This is a genomic window from Aeromonas sp. S12(2024) (assembly GCF_041402305.1).
GTDB classification, from domain to species: Bacteria; Pseudomonadota; Gammaproteobacteria; order Enterobacterales; family Aeromonadaceae; genus Aeromonas; species Aeromonas veronii.
The window spans coordinates 64139-80467 of sequence record NZ_JBGLRB010000004.1 but is presented as its reverse complement, the minus strand read 5'-3'; the positions used below and the strand labels follow the sequence as shown (position 1 = coordinate 80467).

Annotated in this window: 14 protein-coding genes; 12 read left to right on the top strand and 2 right to left on the bottom strand. The window is 60.6% G+C overall.

What is annotated here, in order from left to right:
- Nucleotides 1-166 precede the first annotated feature (166 nt).
- Genes hemC through ACB035_RS05415 form a run of 4 tightly spaced genes read left to right on the top strand, consistent with a single transcriptional unit; the run spans nt 167 to nt 4047 of the window.
- On the top strand, nt 167-1096 hold the full coding sequence (hemC, locus tag ACB035_RS05430) for a hydroxymethylbilane synthase (protein WP_371166924.1): 930 nt from the start codon (nt 167-169) through the stop codon (nt 1094-1096).
- Entirely contained in the window at nt 1093-1827 is a 735-nt protein-coding gene (locus ACB035_RS05425) for a uroporphyrinogen-III synthase (protein ID WP_371166860.1), read from the top strand. Before hemC ends, ACB035_RS05425 begins: the two co-directional genes overlap by 4 nt.
- The gene (locus ACB035_RS05420; RefSeq protein ID WP_064339218.1) at nt 1824-2873 is read left to right on the top strand and encodes a uroporphyrinogen-III C-methyltransferase; all 1050 of its coding nucleotides are present in this window, start codon (nt 1824-1826) and stop codon (nt 2871-2873) included. The genes ACB035_RS05425 and ACB035_RS05420 overlap by 4 nt, the downstream gene beginning before the upstream one ends.
- Before the next feature lie 10 nt (nt 2874-2883).
- A complete protein-coding gene (locus ACB035_RS05415; protein WP_371166859.1) occupies nt 2884-4047 on the top strand; it encodes a heme biosynthesis HemY N-terminal domain-containing protein in 1164 nt (387 codons plus the stop codon).
- A gap of 69 nt (nt 4048-4116) precedes the next feature.
- Here the strand turns inward: ACB035_RS05415 and ACB035_RS05410 are convergent, their stop codons facing one another.
- Nucleotides 4117-4368, bottom strand: a complete 252-nt coding sequence (locus ACB035_RS05410; protein WP_005336384.1) for a YkgJ family cysteine cluster protein — start codon at nt 4366-4368, stop codon at nt 4117-4119.
- Between the two features lie 134 nt (nt 4369-4502).
- Complete coding sequence (gene glpX / locus ACB035_RS05405) at nt 4503-5513, bottom strand: class II fructose-bisphosphatase (RefSeq protein ID WP_005336386.1); 1011 nt, start codon at nt 5511-5513, stop codon at nt 4503-4505.
- A 221-nt stretch (nt 5514-5734) separates the two neighbouring features.
- On the opposite strand from glpX, the gene ACB035_RS05400 reads away from it, so the two are divergent.
- The 8 genes from ACB035_RS05400 to ACB035_RS05365 all read left to right on the top strand — a co-directional run bounded on the left by ACB035_RS05400 (nt 5735) and on the right by ACB035_RS05365 (nt 16098).
- A complete protein-coding gene (locus ACB035_RS05400) occupies nt 5735-6790 on the top strand; it encodes a porin (protein WP_019444867.1) in 1056 nt (351 codons plus the stop codon).
- A 120-nt stretch (nt 6791-6910) separates the two neighbouring features.
- Complete coding sequence (locus ACB035_RS05395; RefSeq protein WP_371166858.1) at nt 6911-7831, top strand: ABC transporter substrate-binding protein; 921 nt, start codon at nt 6911-6913, stop codon at nt 7829-7831.
- 33 nt (nt 7832-7864) lie between these two features.
- Complete coding sequence (locus ACB035_RS05390; RefSeq protein ID WP_371166857.1) at nt 7865-8743, top strand: EamA family transporter; 879 nt, start codon at nt 7865-7867, stop codon at nt 8741-8743.
- 435 nt (nt 8744-9178) lie between these two features.
- Entirely contained in the window at nt 9179-10645 is a 1467-nt protein-coding gene (yjeM, locus tag ACB035_RS05385) for a glutamate/gamma-aminobutyrate family transporter YjeM (RefSeq protein ID WP_371166856.1), read from the top strand.
- Between the two features lie 259 nt (nt 10646-10904).
- Complete coding sequence (gene pbpG / locus ACB035_RS05380) at nt 10905-11816, top strand: D-alanyl-D-alanine endopeptidase (RefSeq protein ID WP_005336410.1); 912 nt, start codon at nt 10905-10907, stop codon at nt 11814-11816.
- 221 nt (nt 11817-12037) lie between these two features.
- The gene (locus ACB035_RS05375; RefSeq protein ID WP_115521635.1) at nt 12038-13075 is read left to right on the top strand and encodes an acyltransferase; all 1038 of its coding nucleotides are present in this window, start codon (nt 12038-12040) and stop codon (nt 13073-13075) included.
- A gap of 293 nt (nt 13076-13368) precedes the next feature.
- Nucleotides 13369-15411 carry a TonB-dependent receptor gene (locus ACB035_RS05370; protein ID WP_371166855.1) on the top strand — a complete coding sequence of 681 codons (2043 nt, stop codon included), beginning with the start codon at nt 13369-13371 and terminating at the stop codon, nt 15409-15411.
- A gap of 21 nt (nt 15412-15432) precedes the next feature.
- Nucleotides 15433-16098: a PepSY-associated TM helix domain-containing protein gene (locus ACB035_RS05365; protein WP_323670611.1), complete on the top strand. Its 666-nt coding sequence runs from the start codon at nt 15433-15435 to the stop codon at nt 16096-16098.
- Nucleotides 16099-16329 lie beyond the last annotated feature (231 nt).

Genomic DNA, 16329 nt, shown 5'->3' with positions numbered 1-16329 from the left:
TTAAATTCCAATACATTCAATGAATTAATCAACACTACTTGCTTAATGAAAATCATTTTCAGCATGCATTTTTGAGCTTGGCCCCGCTTTTGCCGGCTCCGCCATGAAAGCCCGGGCAAAGGGTGGTAATATCGATTTCCTTCTAAAAATGAAACAACTGATTGATATGGCAGCCCGAACCCTGAAAATTGCCACTCGCAAGAGCCCGCTGGCCCTGTGGCAGGCCAACTTTGTCAAAGACCGGCTCGAAGCCCTGCACCCGCAGTTGCAGGTCGAACTGGTGCCCATGAGCACTCAGGGTGACAAGATCCTCGATACCCCGCTGGCCAAGGTCGGTGGCAAGGGGTTGTTCGTCAAGGAGCTGGAGACCGCCATGCTGGAAGGGCGGGCCGATATCGCCGTTCACTCCATGAAAGATGTGCCGGTGGAGTTCCCCGAGGGGCTCGGCCTGCACACCATCTGCGAGCGGGAAGATCCCCGCGATGCCTTCGTCTCCAACCGTTTCAAGGCCATTGCCGAACTGCCGCAAGGGGCCGTGGTCGGCACCTCCAGCCTGCGCCGCCAGTGCCAGCTGCGCGCCGCCCGCCCGGATCTGGTGATCCGCGACCTGCGTGGCAACGTCAACACTCGCCTCGCCAAGCTGGATGCCGGTGAGTACGACGCCATTATCCTCGCCGCCGCCGGTCTGAAACGACTGGAGATGGCGCACCGCATCACCGCCTTTATCGAGCCGGAGCAGAGCCTGCCGGCCAACGGTCAGGGGGCTGTCGGCATCGAATGCCGCCTCGACGATGTTGAGCTACACGCTCTGCTGGCGCCGCTGGAACACGCCGAGACCCGCGCCCGGGTGCTGACCGAACGCGCCATGAACCGCGCCCTGCAAGGGGGATGTCAGGTGCCTATCGGAGCCTACGCACTGGTCGACGGCGAGCAGATCTGGCTGCGTGGTCTGGTGGGTAGCCCGGATGGCACCCAGGTGATCCGTGACGAGATCCGCGGTCCGCTGACCGACGGTGAGGCCCTCGGCGAGCAACTGGCCCAGCGCCTGCTGGCCGCCGGTGCCGACGAGATCCTGGCCGAGGTCTACCGCGCATGACCCCGCTGGTGGTGCGTCCGGCCATTCAGGCCGCCGAGCTGGTGCAGTTGCTGCGCCAGCACGGCCATGCACCACTCTGCTGCCCGCTGCTGGAAACCGTGGCGGGCACTGAACTCCCTCTCCTGCCCGACCTGCTGCGCAGTGCTGACGCGGTTATCGCCGTCAGCATTCATGCCGTTCATTTTGCACACGATTTTCTGTTGCAAACTGGTCAGACCTGGCCACATATTGAGTACTTTGCGGTGGGTCAGGCCAGCGCAGATGCGTTTGCAGCCATCGGCATCACGGCAAGTTGCCCGGATGACCCGCGTAGCGAAGGGCTGCTGGCCCTGCCCGCCCTGCAGCAGGTAGCAGGCAAACGGGTACTGATCCTGCGCGGCAATGGCGGGCGGGATCTCATCGCCAGCACACTGGCATCACGCGGTGCTCTGGTGCACTATTGTGCGGCCTATGAGCGCCACTACCCCGAGCTTGACGGGGACAGATTGACCCACCACTGGCAGGCAGCGGGGCTGGACAGCCTGCTCATTACCAGTGGTGAACTGCTGCAACGGCTGCTGGAGCTGGTTCCCGACCACCAGCGGCCCTGGCTTTTTGACCGCCTGCTGGTGGTCCCCAGCCCGCGCGTGGCCGAGATGGCCCACTCCGCGGGCTTTATCCATATCACGATTGCCCAAGGTGCATCCAACCAGGCCCTGACGGCCGCACTGGAACTGAGGAAGATGGAATGACAGAACAACAAGAATCCCAGGTAAAGCCCCAGCCGACCGCTGCGGTCAATGGCAACAAGAGCCGCTCCGGTGCCGTACTGGGAGGGGTCGCCATCCTGCTGGCCCTTGGCCTGACCGGCGGTCTCTATCTGCACGGTCACAAGAATGCCGTTGCCCAGCAGGCCGAACTGGCCCAGCTCAAGCAACAGCTGGCGAGCGCCCTGAGCAAGATCGACCAGACCAGCAGCAAGGATGCCGAGCAGCTGGCCGCGCTGGATCAAACCCAGCAGCGGCTGCAGGGGGAGATGCAGGGTCTGCAGAACCGGGTACTGGACCTGAATGACAAGCGCCCCAACGACTGGATGCTGGCCGAATCCGAGTATCTGGTACGGATGGCGGGCCGCAAGCTGTGGCTGGAGCATGACCTCGTCTCCGCCATCACCCTGCTCGGCAATGCCGATGAGCGGATTGCTGCCCTCAACGACCCCAGCCTGATGCCGATCCGCAAGGCGCTGGCCGAGGATATCGCCAAGCTCAAGGGGATGCCGCGCATCGACCGCGAGGGGCTGACCCTCAAGCTGGCTGCACTGTCCGACCAGATCGAGCTGCTGCCCCTCTCCACCGTCAGCATGCCGGAAGCCAAGGCCGAGCCGGATCAGGCGGTCAGCACCAATCCCGACGAGTGGGAGAGCAACCTGAAGAAGAACTGGGTCAAGTTCACCGAGAACTTCGTCACCATCCGTCGCCGCGATGGCGCGGTCGAGGCGCTGCTCTCGCCGCAGCAGGAGATCTTCCTGCGTGAAAACCTCAAAACCAAGCTGTTGCAGGCCCAGCTCTCCGTCTATCGCGAGCAGCAGGCGCTCTACGAAGACAGCCTGGACAAGGCCCAACGCTGGCTGACCCAGTATTTCGACACCGACAACAGCGCCACCCGCTACATGCAGGGCGAGATCGACAAGCTCAAGGGTGAGCAGATCCAGATCGACTATCCGGCCCAGTTCAAGACCCAGGCCATGCTGGAGCAGGTGCTGACCGAACGCCTGCAACGCATTCTGGCCAGCAGCTGAGGAGGGCACCATGATCCGTATAATCATTCTGGTTGCCGTGATGGTCGCAGGGCTGATCTTTGGCCCGCAAGCCTCCGGCAACAAGGGCTATGTGCTGATTGCCCTTGGCAATTACACCATCGAATCCTCCGTCACCAGCGCGGTGATCCTGGCAGTGCTGTTCTACGGCGCCCTGCTGATCGTCGAGTGGCTGCTGGGTCGGGTATTCGGCCTGCGCCGCAAGACCCTCGGCTGGTACGGCTCGCGCCGCCGCCGCAAGGCCAATCAACAGACCGTCGCCGCCACCCTGGCAATGGCCGAAGGGCACTACAGTCAGGCTGAAAAGCTGATGATCAAGGGGGCCAGCAACAGCGACACCCCGCTGCTCAACTACCTGAGCGCCGCCAAGGCGGCACAGGCCCGTGGTGACGACGCCCGCCGGGATCAATACCTGCAAAAAGCGCAGGAGGAGAATCCCAAAGCCGAGCTGGCGCTCACCCTGACCCAGACCCAGTTGCAGATCGAGCAGGGCCAGTACGATACCGCGCTGGCGATGCTGGAGTCGGTCTACGCCCTCAACCCGCGTCACCCCATGGTGCTGGATCAGCTGCGTCAGGTACATCTGGCCCGTCAGGACTGGAGCGCCCTGTGCGACCTGATCCCGACACTGCACAAGGTGGGCAAGCTGACCCCGAAACAGGAAGAAGATCTGCTGCAACAGGCCTGGTGTGGTCGTCTGCAACAGGCTGCCGGCAGCCTCGAGACCCTCAAGGCGGTGTGGCAGGATCTGCCGCGCAAGCTGCGCCTCGAGCCAGAACTGCTGGCCTGCTACGGCGATCTGCTGCGCCAGCTGGGTACTGACAGCGAGGCTGCCACCCTGTGGCAGGAGGCGCTGCGCAAACAGCCGATACCCCAGTTGCTGGCTCGTCTGCCCAAGCTGAAACTCGACAGCTACCAGCCGCTGCTGGCGCTGCTGCAAAAACAGCAGGGGCAACCGGATGTGGACACCGCACTGGCCCAGCTCTATCTGCTGGCAGGTCAGCTGGACGATGCCCAGAAGCTGCTGGAGCAGGAGGTGGAGCGGGCGCCGAGCGCCGCCGCCTACCACGCCCTCGGCCAGCTGATGGACAAACGCCGCCTCACCAACAAGGCCAACGAGTACTATCGTCAGGCACTGGAACTGGCGGGAGTCTGATCCCCTGCGAACAGAAACGCGAGAGGCCGCATCATGCGGCCTCTTTTTTATCTCTTCGCCCTGCCCTCGTCAGGTGGTGAGCCGCTCCAGCTCGCCGATCAGCCAGATGGCCTCGGCGCGATGGCTGCCGCACACATCCATCATGGGGCGAAAACCGCCGCACACCGCCGGCCGCTCCGGTTGACCGAAGATCTTGCAGCCAAGGGCGCTATCGAGCTGGATACAGGGGACGCCAGCCGGTTTGCCATCTGGCATACCGGGAATGGCACTGCTGATACTGGGGGCGATGCAACAGGCAGCGCAGCCGCTACGACACTCCATAGACTCCACTCCTTTGGGATGGTCTGAGCCACCATAGCCGAAGCGGCGGCACAAACGTAGCTGGCACACAACAAAAAGCCCGACCGCACGGGCGATCGGGCTTCAGACAACACAGCCGGTTCAGCGAGCCATCATCACAGGATGATATCGCGTACCACGCTGTCTTTGCGCTCAAGGTAATGGATCGACTTGATACGGCGAATGGTGCGCGACTTGCCACGGATCAACAGAGTCTCGGTGGTCGCCATCACGCCATCGCTGGTGATGCCATCCAGCAGATCACCCTTGGTGATGCCGGTGGCGGAGAAGATGACGTTGTCATTCTTCGCCATGTCTTCCAGCTTGAGCACCTTGTTGACATCGATGCCCAGCGCTTCGCAGCGGGCAATTTCCTGCTCGCCCAGCGCACGCACTTCCGGGCTGTCGCCCTTGACGCGGTGACGCGGCACCAGACGGGCCTGCATGTCGCCATCCAGCGCGCGGATCACCGCCGCGGAGATCACCCCTTCCGGTGCGCCGCCGATGCCATACAGCATGTCGACTTCGCTGTCCGGCAGACAGGTGAGGATGGAGGCGGCAACGTCACCATCAGGAATGGCGAACACCCGCACGCCCAGACCCTGCATCTCCTTGATTGCCTTGTCATGACGCGGCTTGGCCAGGGTAATGACGGTCAGACGGGAGAGCGGCTTGCCCAGCGCCTTGGCCACGGACTTCAGGTTCAGCTCGAGAGCCTGATCCAGGTCGATAGCGCCTTTAGCCTTGGGCCCGACGATCAGCTTTTCCATGTACATGTCAGGCGCTTTCAGGAAAGAACCCTTGTCGCCCACCGCCAGCACGGCCAGCGCGTTGGCCTGACCCATGGCGGTCATGCGGGTACCCTCGATGGGATCGACCGCGATATCCACCGCGTCGCCGTGTCCGGTACCGACCTTCTCGCCGATATAGAGCATCGGCGCTTCATCAATTTCACCTTCGCCGATCACAATCTCACCATCGATCTCGATCTGGTTGAGAATGTGGCGCATGGCCGCTACGGCCGCCCCATCAGCGATATTCTTGTCACCACGTCCGAGCCACTTGTAGCCAGCCAGTGCAGCCGCTTCCGTCACTCGGGAAAACTCGATTGCCAGTTCACGTCTCATCGCATATCCAACCTATGGAGCTCGAAAACGGGCGGCATTCTACCACAAGGGCAAACCTTTGCGCACAAAAGTAGCCGCTGCGAGCAAGAATGTAGCCAATTCATCCAATTGCAACCCAATTGCCATCGACTCTTCATCCAACTGTCACCCCGCTGTCATCCCCGCTGCCTAGCATGACCCCGTTTTCAAAACAAAAGCTTGCAACACCACAAGGGATTAAGATGAAAAAGCTGACTGTAGTGGCACTGGCTCTCACCGCAGCCTTCCAGGCTCAAGCCGTTGAAGTGTACAAAAATGACACCTCCATGCTGGATCTCTATGGCCGTATCTACGCTGGCCACTTCTTTGGTGACAAGAAGGAACTGGATGCCAGCGGCAAACCGAAAAGCGAATATAGCGACAAGCAGGGTGCCAACCAGTTTGTCCGTTTCGGCGCCAAGGCCGAGACCCAGATCCAGAGTGGCCTGAAGGCTCTGGCTCAGTACGAAGTACAGATGTATATCAATGACAGCGAGAAGACCATCAGCGAGAACTCCGACAACCTGCGCACCCGTCTGGCGTTTGCCGGTGTCGGCGCTGACTGGGGCACCGTGACCTTCGGTCGCCAGAAAGGGGCCCCGGGCTTCCTGGCCGACTGGACTGATGTCTCCCTCTCCGACGGCTACGGCAACGAAGCGCTGGGCGCCAAGACCGACACCTTCGCCACCAACCGCGCCGGTTCCGTGCTGAAATACTCCGGCCTGTTCAATGGCTTCCAGCTCGACACCAGCTACAAGTTCGACGGTGGTGACACCGAAGAGACCACCAGCAAGGATAGCGACGCCGCCTACGGTGCTGCCGTGGCCTATACCTTCCCGTTCAACCTGTCACTGGGTACCGCTTACAACGTCGGTATCCGCGACAAGAGCGGTGAAGAAGATGCCAAGCTGTGGCTGATCTCTGCCAAGTTCGACAACAAGGCTGCCTACGCCGCCCTGAGCTATGCCGATGGCAGCGACTTCCTGGCGACCGGCACCGATCACACCGGTTGGGAAGCCGCGCTGGGCTACAACTTCGAGAACGGCTTCGGTCTGATGGCCCTGTGGAACAAACAGGAGCAGGACAAGGCTGGTATCAAGAAAGACAACGTGGATTACTACACCCTGGGTGCCCAGTACAAATTCAACAAGAACCTGCGGGTGATTGGCGAGTACCGCATCAACAATCTGGACAGCAAGGAGAGCGGCAAGCTCAACGTCAAGGATGACTTCCAGCTGGCTGCCCGCTACGACTTCTAATCGAGGTTTTGCGGATCCCAAAAGCGCGATGGCTTGCCATCGCGCTTTTTGCTGAGCGTCGCTCACGACCGGAGAAAGTGGCCTAGGCTCAACAGTAGATGTATCGCCGGAGAGATGATCATGGTCAGGCTGCCTTTCGTCCTGCTGTTGCTGCTGGCTCTTCCCGCTCACGCCCTCTCTATCGCCATGGTGCTGTGGCGCGGTGAAACCGCAGCCGAAGCGGGCTTTCGGGCAGAGCTGACCCGTCTTGGCTATCAGGCCACCATCACCACCTATAACGCCGATCAGGATCGTACGGCGCTGGCAACCATGCTGCGCCAGCAGATGCTGCCGAAACTGGCCGAATACGACTACATCTACACTTTTGGCACCACCGCCACCACCATGACCAAGAGTCTGGTGGCCAACCGCAAGCCACTGATTTTCAATGTGGTTTCCGATCCTGTCGGGGCAGACATCCTCTCGGAAGACAAAGCCCAGAACAGCATGGTGGCCGGGGTAAGCAACATGGTGCCGATGGCGCTGCAACTGGCCAACGCCAGCGAGCACCTGGCCACCGGAAAACGGCTGCTGCTACCCTTCAACCCCCGTGAGCAGAACACCCTGCTGGTGGCCGATATGCTGCTCAATGAAGCGAAACGCTACCAGTGGCAGATGGTCACCTGGCGAATGGCCCCTGACCCACGGCGGCTGGGCAACGAACTGAAGCGGCTGCAACAGGACGCCAAAAACGACATCGTCTTTCTGGCCGCAGACAGCTATCTGCTCTCCATCGCCCCCCGCCTGCTGAATGCACTCAACGCAGCCGCCATCCCTACCATCTGCAGTGCCGAGCTGTTCGTCGAACACGGCTGCAGCGTTGGCACCATCAGCAGCTACGAGGCGCTGGGCAAGATGGCCGCCGGGATCATCCACCGCCATCAGCAGGGAACAGAGTTGCAGGATATTCCGCTGCAGACCGACCCCCATCCCAAACTGGTGCTGGGGCAGCTGGGTAACGCTACCACGCAGGAGGCGAGCCCCGAAAAGCCGAAGCCTTGATAAAGATCTCGGCCAATCAGGCTCCGGGCGGGTATGCTGTTGACCCCCATCGCCCGAGAGCCCCTTCCCATGAGCACCACCGTCTTTTTTGCCGTTCTGCTGGCAGCCCTGCTTCACGCCAGCTGGAATGCGCTGGTCAAAATTGGCGAAGAGCGGCTGGTGGGCGTGTCACTGGTGGCGATCTTCTCAGGGCTTATCGCCGCCGTGGCGCTGCTGCCCATGGGGCTTCCCTCTGCTGCCGAGCTGCCCTGGCTCGGCCTCTCAGTCCTGCTCCATATCGGTTACTGCCTGTTTCTCAGCCATGCCTACAATCAGGGCGATTTTGGCCAGATCTATCCGCTGGCCCGTGGCAGTGCCCCACTGCTCGCCATGGCGTTAAGTGCCCTGCTGCTGGGGGACTACCCCGGTTACGGCGGCATCATCGGCGCCTGCGTGCTGATCATGGGTGTCTTGCTGATGGCCTGGCGAGGCGGGCAGCAACGCCTTGACAGCAAAGCGGTTCGGGCGGCACTGATCACGGCCATGTTCACGGCGACCTATACCCTCTCGGATGGAGCCGGCGCCCGCGCAGGAGGTGAACCGGTACGCTACACCCTCTGGCTCTTTGCCTGCACCGGGCTGGCGATGCTGCTGGTGCTGATCGTCCACCAGAAACGCAACGCATGGCGCCAGATCCGTCAATATGCACTGGTTGGCGCTACCGGAGGTGCCATGTCACTGCTCGCCTACGGAATTGTTATCTGGGCCATGACCCAAGCCCCCATTGGCGTGGTCGCGGCTCTGCGCGAAAGCAGTGTGCTGTTTGCCATGCTGCTCTCGGTCTGGCTGCTGAAAGAGCCGCTCGGGCGCATGCGGCTGACGGCAGCGGCCATTATCACTGGCGGCGTGCTGCTGACCCGGCTGGGAGGATAAGCGCTGTCGCCATTGGTGCGGATTTATCAGGCAGGATGGCGTAATTCACTCCGCCAAATATGCCGAATACCAATAATGGACATAAGTGTCAGCCCGAGCGTAAATGTTTACATCCGCAACGTATCAATTAACTGGCAGGTCTGTTTATTTCAAACACAGCTTCATTCGGGAAACTTACCTGCCCAGCAGCATTAATGATAAAATCGTTCACAGTTAATTTTCGGCAACGCTGACCAATACCGCGCATGGCACAGACCATGCAGCTCCGCCCATACATTCATTGACCGCCTGACGGGTAAGCCAGCCCGGTCAGAGATGACCCGATCGCGCACGCCACAGCAGGATGGCATGGCGCTACCGCGTTATTAATGGGTCCGGTTTCGTCTGTTTAATTTTTGATTATTTTAAATCCAGCACCATCAGGGAGTTTTTAATATGTCAGCAAAAAAGCTGAAGTTGGGCGCCTTTATATTGATGATATTAACATCGGTATTTGGCGTCACTAATATCGGGATCGGTTTTTACCGAATGGGATATGCCGCCATTCCGATGTTCGTGATCGGCGGTCTGTTTTTCTTCATCCCGTTCATTTTGATGATGATTGAGTTTGGTACCGGCTTTCGCAAAGAGGCGGGCGGTATCTTTACCTGGATGCGCCACTCGGTCTCGACCCGATTCGCCTTTATCGGTCTGACCATGTGGTTCGCCTCCTACGTCATCTGGATGTTTGGCAAGGCGCTCTCCATGTGGGTGCCCCTCTCCTTCATGCTGTTTGGCCGTGACATCACCGTCATCCCGGTCACCCTGGGCACCGGCATCGACTTCGGCCCCTTTATTCTGGGCGTGGTCGCCATCGCGCTGGTTGCCACCGTCACCAAGCTCATCACCCTGGGTAGCGCCCGCTTCGCCAAAGTGGCGGCCATCGGCGGTCTCTCCGTGGTGGCACTCAACGTGTTGCTGCTGGTCGGCGGCGTCTTCACCTTCGCGGTGAGCGGTATGACTCTGCAGGAGCCCTTCACCCAGGCATCGCTGACGGCCTCTCCCAATGCCGCTTTCAACGACATCATCCCCTTCCTCGGCTTTATGGTGTTCGCCATCTTCGCCTACGGCGGGGTCGAGGCGATGGCCGGGGTGGCTGACGAGCTGGAAGATCCCGAGCGTGACCTCAAGCGCGGCATCTTCCTCTCCGGCGCCTTCATCGTGCTCTGCTACATCATCGGCTTTCTGGCGGTCGGCTCCATCATGCGCTGGAGCGACTTCCCGGCCGAGGGGATCACCTCTCTCTCCGCCCTCTTCATCATCATGCTGGAGCTGGGGCGCCATCTCGGTGGCGAGTGGCTGGGACAGGTATTCATGCGCTTTGCAGGCCTTGGCATGTTCCTGAGCTATCTGGGTGCCTTTATCGCCCTCTCCTACGCGCCACTGCGCCAGTTCATCACCGGCACCCCGAGTTACTTCTGGCCGGAGCGTTTCCAACGCGAGAACGAGAATGGCGTGCGGATTGAAGCCCTCAAGGTGCAAGCCTGGGTGGTCTGTCTGTTCATTGCCGCCAAGTCCATCTTTACCCTGATCAACCCGGAAGGGGCCGCCGCCCTCTATGAGCTGATCATCACCATGACCAACGTCGGCATGACCCTGCCCTACATGTTCCTCATCTACGCCTGGTATCGCTATCGCAACAACCCGGCGCTGGGCAAGGACCTGATCTTCTTCAAGAGCGCGGGTTCCGTGCTGCTGGCTACCATCATCAGCCTGCTCCTGGTCGCCTTCGGCAACGTCTTTACCGTGGTAGCCCCCTTTATCTCCGGCGATATCTCCACCGGCGTCTGGACCATCATTGGCCCGCTGCTGTTCGTGGTGATCGCCATGCGCTTCAAGATCAAGCAGGAAGATGCCCACTAAACGGCAGGCAATGCTCCATGCCAATCGGGACCGTTCTGGTCCCGATTTTTTTAGCGCCGGCTTCCGCTCGCCATCACGACCAGCCCATAGTTTCAATGCAAAAAAAGACTCCATGGAGACCTCTTTTACGCTCTCCTCGCCGTCAGAGCGCGCTCAACGCCGTAAATTATCAATATCAAGGTGAGAATGATTGTGAAGCGCCAGTTCACGACATATAACTTAGCGAGATATCCCTGTATTTCGTCCGGTAGAGCTGATCATGATGATGCGTTCCCTCCTTCCCCTGTTGCTTGGCGCAGTAATGCTGCCGGCCACTATGGACAGTGCCCATGCCAACCCCTTTTCCGCCAGCAGCAAGAGCAGCAGCGGCTTTCTCGAGCGACGGGATGTGCCCAACCTCAGCTCGGCTGCCTTCGTGGTGGCCAACCACAGAACCGGCGAGGTGATCTCCGAGCGCAACGGCAACCGGGTAATGCCCATCGCCTCACTCACCAAGCTGATGACGGCGCTGGTGGTGCTGGATGCCAACCTGCGCCTCAACGAAATGCTCACCGTGACCAATGCCGACATCGACCGTATCAAGGGAACCGGCTCGCGCCTGGCCATCGGCTCCAGGCTCAGCCGCGCCGAAATGCTCCATATCGCCCTGATGTCCTCTGAAAACCGCGCCGCCTCGGCGCTGGCCCGCCACTATCCCGGCGGCCAGCGTGCCTTCGTCGAGGCGATGAATGCCAAGGCCCGCATGCTGGGGATGTGGAATACCCGCTACGCCGACAGCACCGGGCTCAACCCGCGCAATGTCTCCACCGCACAGGATCTCGCCAAGCTCGCCGCCGCAGCGGCCTCCTATCCGCTGATCCGCCAGTACTCCACCGACGAGCAGAGTTATGTGCGTACCAACAAGCGTCAGCTGCACTACCTCAACTCCAACCGGCTGATCCGCGAAGGGCAATGGGAGTTCACCCTCTCCAAGACCGGCTATATCCGCGAAGCGGGCCGCTGTCTGGTGCTGGGCACCAAGGTCAATCGTGAGCCGGTGATCATGGTGCTGCTCAATGCCGAGACCACCAACGATCGGGTCGCCGATGCCAAGCGGATCAAAACATGGCTGGAGAGCTCGGGCAGAACCACCCTGGCAGCCAACCAGAGCAGCATGCTGACTCACCAGTAAGCTCGAGATCCCCAACCAAGCGAGGCGCCCGCCTCGCTTTTTTATCTACATGAGCGCGCCCAAAAACGGGAGCTTGCTCCCGTTACAGGTAACACCTTCCGCCATCCCGTTACAAAACGTAACTACTCAACAGCGTGATTCACACTAATAGAATCAATTGGTTGTAAGTTTTCGGCAAGAATTTTAGCGTGCCATCACAACCCCTGTAGCGACGAGCCACCATGCGTATTTCCAGTATCGAGTGCGGGCGGGTACTGGCCATTCTGGCCGTGATGACCATTCACGTATCCCCCTTCGCCAATCCCTTCAATCCCGCCCTGTGGGGAAGTGGATCCTGGCTCTGGCTGAGCGGCACCATCAACCAGTTATGCCGCTTTGCCGTGCCGCTGTTTTTCCTCTGTGCCGGTTACTTTCTGCAGCCGAGACTGAGCCGCGAAGCGCCGCTGACCGTGGCCTGGCGCTACTGCCGCCCCTTGCTGATGCTCTGGCTGGTGTGGAGTCTGGTCTACCTGCTGGTGCCGTTCAATCCGCTGGATGCCGTGCAGCAAGGCTATCTGGCCTCCCTGAGCGGGCAGTGGCAATTCCAGCTCGGCGACCCCCTCAATGGCTGGCTGGTGGGCGGCATGATCCACCTCTGGTTCCTGCCAGCCCTGATCATGGCGGTGACCCTGCTGGCACTCTGCTACCGGCTTGGCAGACCAGCGCTCGCCCTCTGGCTGGGTCTTGGCCTCTACCTGCTGGCGCTGCTGGGGGGCTCCTATGCCAAGCCGCTGCTGGGCGCCGAGTGGCCACTGCTCACCCGTAACGGCCCCTTCTTCTCCCTGCTGTTTGTGGCGCTCGGGGCCCTGCTGCGCCAGCGCCAGTGGCAGCCAGATGCTCGCACCGGCTGGCAATTTCTGCTGGCAGGCGTGGCGCTCTATGGCTGTGAAGCCTGGGCGCTGCAGCACTTCGCCGCAGTGCCGCTCACCCGCCACGACTTCCTGCTCGGCTCTCTTCCCTGGGCTATCGGTCTGTTTGGCCTGCTGCTGGCCAACCCCGAGTGGGGCAAGGGCAGCTGGCTTGAGCGCCAGGCCCCCAAAGTGCTCGGGATCTACTGCCTGCACATGATGCTGGTGGTCTGGCTCTTCGTGTTCGGCCCGCAGGGCGCATCCATCCTGTGGGAGATCGCCAAAGTGCCGCTGCTGCTGGGAGCGTCTCTGCTGGCCTATCGCCTGCTGACGGCCCTGCCCCTCGCCCGCCGACTGCTGCGTACTCGCTGAGTCCGATATCCGGCCCGTCCTATCGGGCCGGATACCTCTTCACGTTTCGTCTCTTTCTCTTCCGCTACGCCCTTTTTCCCTCTCTTCGTTCTCGCGGTTTGCTGCAATGGCTCTGCTTTTCAGCCGAGCTCCCCCGACCGCACAACCCGCCTCCAATACCCCTCTCCATTTTCACCTTGCCAGACAAATGAAAATCAATATCATTGGCATCCCGCTTAAGCGGGTCAGGCTAATTATAATTAAATCAATATGTTCGAGCCGTCAGGTCGACATCCAAAGAGTCAATATTGAATATGCAGCACCCTCACTTTCGCAGAACGCTGGTTTCGCTGGCACTGCTGGGCACAGGCTTCACTGCCCAGGCCGCCGATGAAACCATGACAGTGGTTGGCAAACGATCCCAGCATCAGGAAGTTGCCACCGCAACCCGTACCAATACGCCAGCCAAGCTGGTTCCCCAGACCATCGACAGCGTCAAGGTCAGCGAGCTGACCGCCTTCGGCCAACCGACGCTGAGTGAAGCCCTGAGCGGCATTCCCGGGGTCAATGCCAGCGGTGATACCCGCTTCGACGGGGTCAATATCCGCGGCTTCAGCGCCAGCAACGACTTCTATCTCGATGGGTTCCGCGACGACATGCAGTACACCCGGGATCTCGGCAACATCGAGCGGGTGGAAGTGCTCAAGGGCCCGGCTGCCGTGCTCTACGGCCGCGGTAGCACGGGGGGCATCGTCAACCGGGTCAGCAAAAAGCCGCAAAAAGGGCAGGAGTCCAGCGTCACCGCCCGGGTCGGCAGCTTTGACAGTCAGCGACTGGCCGCCGACCTCAATGGTGAGGCGAGTGAGCAGGTGCAACTGCGCCTCAACATGGCGCAAGAGGACAAAGATAGCTTCCGCAACGGCGTGAAGAGCAAGCGCACTCTGCTGGCCCCTTCCGCCAACTGGGAGATCAGCGACAACCTCAACTGGCTGGTGCAGTACGAGCGCAACGAACATGACCGCACCCCGGATCGCGGCATCCCCGGTGTCAATGGCCGTCCAGCCGATGTGCCGCGGGAGTATGTTTACAGCGATACCAGCCGCGACTTCATCGATGACGTGGCGCAATCCACCCGTTCACGCATCTCCTGGGATATCAACGATCAATGGCAACTGCGCCAACAGCTAGGTTACTCCACCCTCGACAGCCAGTTTGACAACACCTATGTCACCAGCGTCAAAGGGGATAAGGTGACCCGCTCCCGCTGGCAGCAGGATCTGAAAGCGAAGAACCTGATCAGCAACACCGAGGCCGAAGGTCTGTTCCAGACCGGTCCGGTGGAACATCGCCTGCTGGTCGGCTTCGAGCAGAACTGGCAGGAGCGCACACCCAAGCTCTACCAAAATGCCACCGCCATCCCGTCCGGCAACCTCTACGATCCGGGCTCACTGCCTACCTACAATGGCGCCATGAAGCTCTCCAGCGACGCCAAACACAAGGTGCGCGGCAATGGCCTCTATCTGCAGGATCAGCTCAGCCTGGGTGACTGGCATCTGGTTGGCGGACTGCGCCGTGACGACTTCACCGTCACCAGTCGCCGCTACGACCTCAACAAGGAGGAGAGCGTCTCGGTCAACAGCCTGAGCCCGCGCCTCGGCCTGGTGTGGAATCCCCTCGAGGATCACGCCTTCTACACCTCCTACAGCAAGACCTTCACTCCGGTGGGCGGCGAGCTGATCGGCATCACCCCGGGTGACAAGAATAACGGGCTGGAACCCCAGCACACCCGCCTCTACGAAGGAGGTGTGAAGAGTGACTGGCTGAACGGCAAGCTGGCGACCACCCTCTCCCTCTATCGACTGGAGATGTACAACAAGCGCACCAAGGATCCGCTGGATCCCACCAAGGTAATCCTCACCGGCCTGCAGCGCACCGAAGGGATCGAGCTGAGCGCCCGTGCCGAACTGACCGACGAGATCTATCTGCGTGGCGGCTTTGCCATTCAGGATGCGGAGCAGGTCAAGGCGGATGCGGATCTGCAGGGCAAGCGCCCGATGAACGTCTCCCGCCAGAATGGCCAGTTCTACCTCGGCTACAAGAGTGGCGAGCAGGGCTGGTTCGGTGAAACCGGCGTAACGGCGGTGGGCGATCGCTTCGCCGACAACGCCAACACCACCACACTGCCCGGTTACGCCCGCTTCGATGCGCGCGCCGGTTATCGCTGGCAGCAGTGGGAAGCCGAGCTGAGCGCCGAAAACCTTACCGATCACGAGTACTTTGTCAGCGCCACCAGTGCCACCCAGATCATGCCGGGTACACCCCGTCAGCTGAGTCTGACCGGTACCTACCGCTTCTGATCTCTGTAACAACCACCCCGACTGGCCAGCCCTTGCTGGCCAGTTTTTTATGAAGCAACCACGATGAAACGCAGAAGAGTTCCCCTTCACAACAACAAATGGGTACGCCGCCTCCATGCCTGGGCCGGTTTTTTTACCCTCGCCCTGATGCTGATGTACGGCATCACCGGCCTCTGGCTGCAACACCGTGCCGTGTTGCCCATCCCCGGCCCCCACACCGACAAATCGAGTGAAGAGATAGTGCTGGAGGCGCCGCTCGCCAGCCCGGAGCAGCTGAAAAGCCTGTTGCAACAGCGCTATCCCGATACCTTTGCCGACGGGCGAACCATGATCACCCCGGCCCAGACCCTGCCCACCCCGAACGGCCCGCTCACCCTGCCCGCCAAGTGGGAAATGCGCGGCGTTACCCTCAGCCAGAGCGTGGCTGCCAGCTATGTTGAGGGTACCCTGCTGGTACGTACCGACCTGCAACTGGCCAACTTTGCCGCCAGCCTCAACCGGCTGCACCGCGGCATGGGCACCGGCCTCGGCTGGCAGCTGTTTGGCGATATCGCCGCCCTGGCCCTGCTGCTGCTCGCCCTCACCAGCCTGTTTATGTGGACCAAGCTGCACGGCACACCCAGAGCCATCATCGCGCTGACGCTCGCAGGCACCCTCGGTACCCTGCTGTTTGCCCTGCTGGGATAGTGCGGCAACCATGTTCTGATGCAGCAAGGTTTGGAAAAAACCGCAATAGAAACAGGCCGCTGGCGGTGATGCCGTCAGCGGCTATATCAAGGAAAGGAAATAACGGAGAGCGGGAAAAGAGAAGGGATACCAAGAGGTAACGGGAAGCACTGCCAGCTCAACAGTAACGCCCTAAAAGCGCAGAAACGCCAAAAAACAAAAGGCCATCATTGCTGATGGCCTTTTGTCATG

What these genes read in the sequence shown, in the direction of transcription:
- glpX (WP_005336386.1), bottom strand. Translation starts at nt 5,513, where the DNA reads ATGAGACGTGAACTGGCAATCGAGTTTTCCCGAGTGACGGAAGCGGCT.
- ACB035_RS05415 (WP_371166859.1), top strand. Translation starts at nt 2,884, where the DNA reads ATGATCCGTATAATCATTCTGGTTGCCGTGATGGTCGCAGGGCTGATC.
- ACB035_RS05425 (WP_371166860.1), top strand. Translation starts at nt 1,093, where the DNA reads ATGACCCCGCTGGTGGTGCGTCCGGCCATTCAGGCCGCCGAGCTGGTG.
- ACB035_RS05400 (WP_019444867.1), top strand. Translation starts at nt 5,735, where the DNA reads ATGAAAAAGCTGACTGTAGTGGCACTGGCTCTCACCGCAGCCTTCCAG.
- ACB035_RS05395 (WP_371166858.1), top strand. Translation starts at nt 6,911, where the DNA reads ATGGTCAGGCTGCCTTTCGTCCTGCTGTTGCTGCTGGCTCTTCCCGCT.
- ACB035_RS05420 (WP_064339218.1), top strand. Translation starts at nt 1,824, where the DNA reads ATGACAGAACAACAAGAATCCCAGGTAAAGCCCCAGCCGACCGCTGCG.
- ACB035_RS05375 (WP_115521635.1), top strand. Translation starts at nt 12,038, where the DNA reads ATGCGTATTTCCAGTATCGAGTGCGGGCGGGTACTGGCCATTCTGGCC.
- ACB035_RS05370 (WP_371166855.1), top strand. Translation starts at nt 13,369, where the DNA reads ATGCAGCACCCTCACTTTCGCAGAACGCTGGTTTCGCTGGCACTGCTG.
- pbpG (WP_005336410.1), top strand. Translation starts at nt 10,905, where the DNA reads ATGATGATGCGTTCCCTCCTTCCCCTGTTGCTTGGCGCAGTAATGCTG.
- ACB035_RS05390 (WP_371166857.1), top strand. Translation starts at nt 7,865, where the DNA reads ATGCTGTTGACCCCCATCGCCCGAGAGCCCCTTCCCATGAGCACCACC.
- hemC (WP_371166924.1), top strand. Translation starts at nt 167, where the DNA reads ATGGCAGCCCGAACCCTGAAAATTGCCACTCGCAAGAGCCCGCTGGCC.
- ACB035_RS05410 (WP_005336384.1), bottom strand. Translation starts at nt 4,368, where the DNA reads ATGGAGTGTCGTAGCGGCTGCGCTGCCTGTTGCATCGCCCCCAGTATC.
- yjeM (WP_371166856.1), top strand. Translation starts at nt 9,179, where the DNA reads ATGTCAGCAAAAAAGCTGAAGTTGGGCGCCTTTATATTGATGATATTA.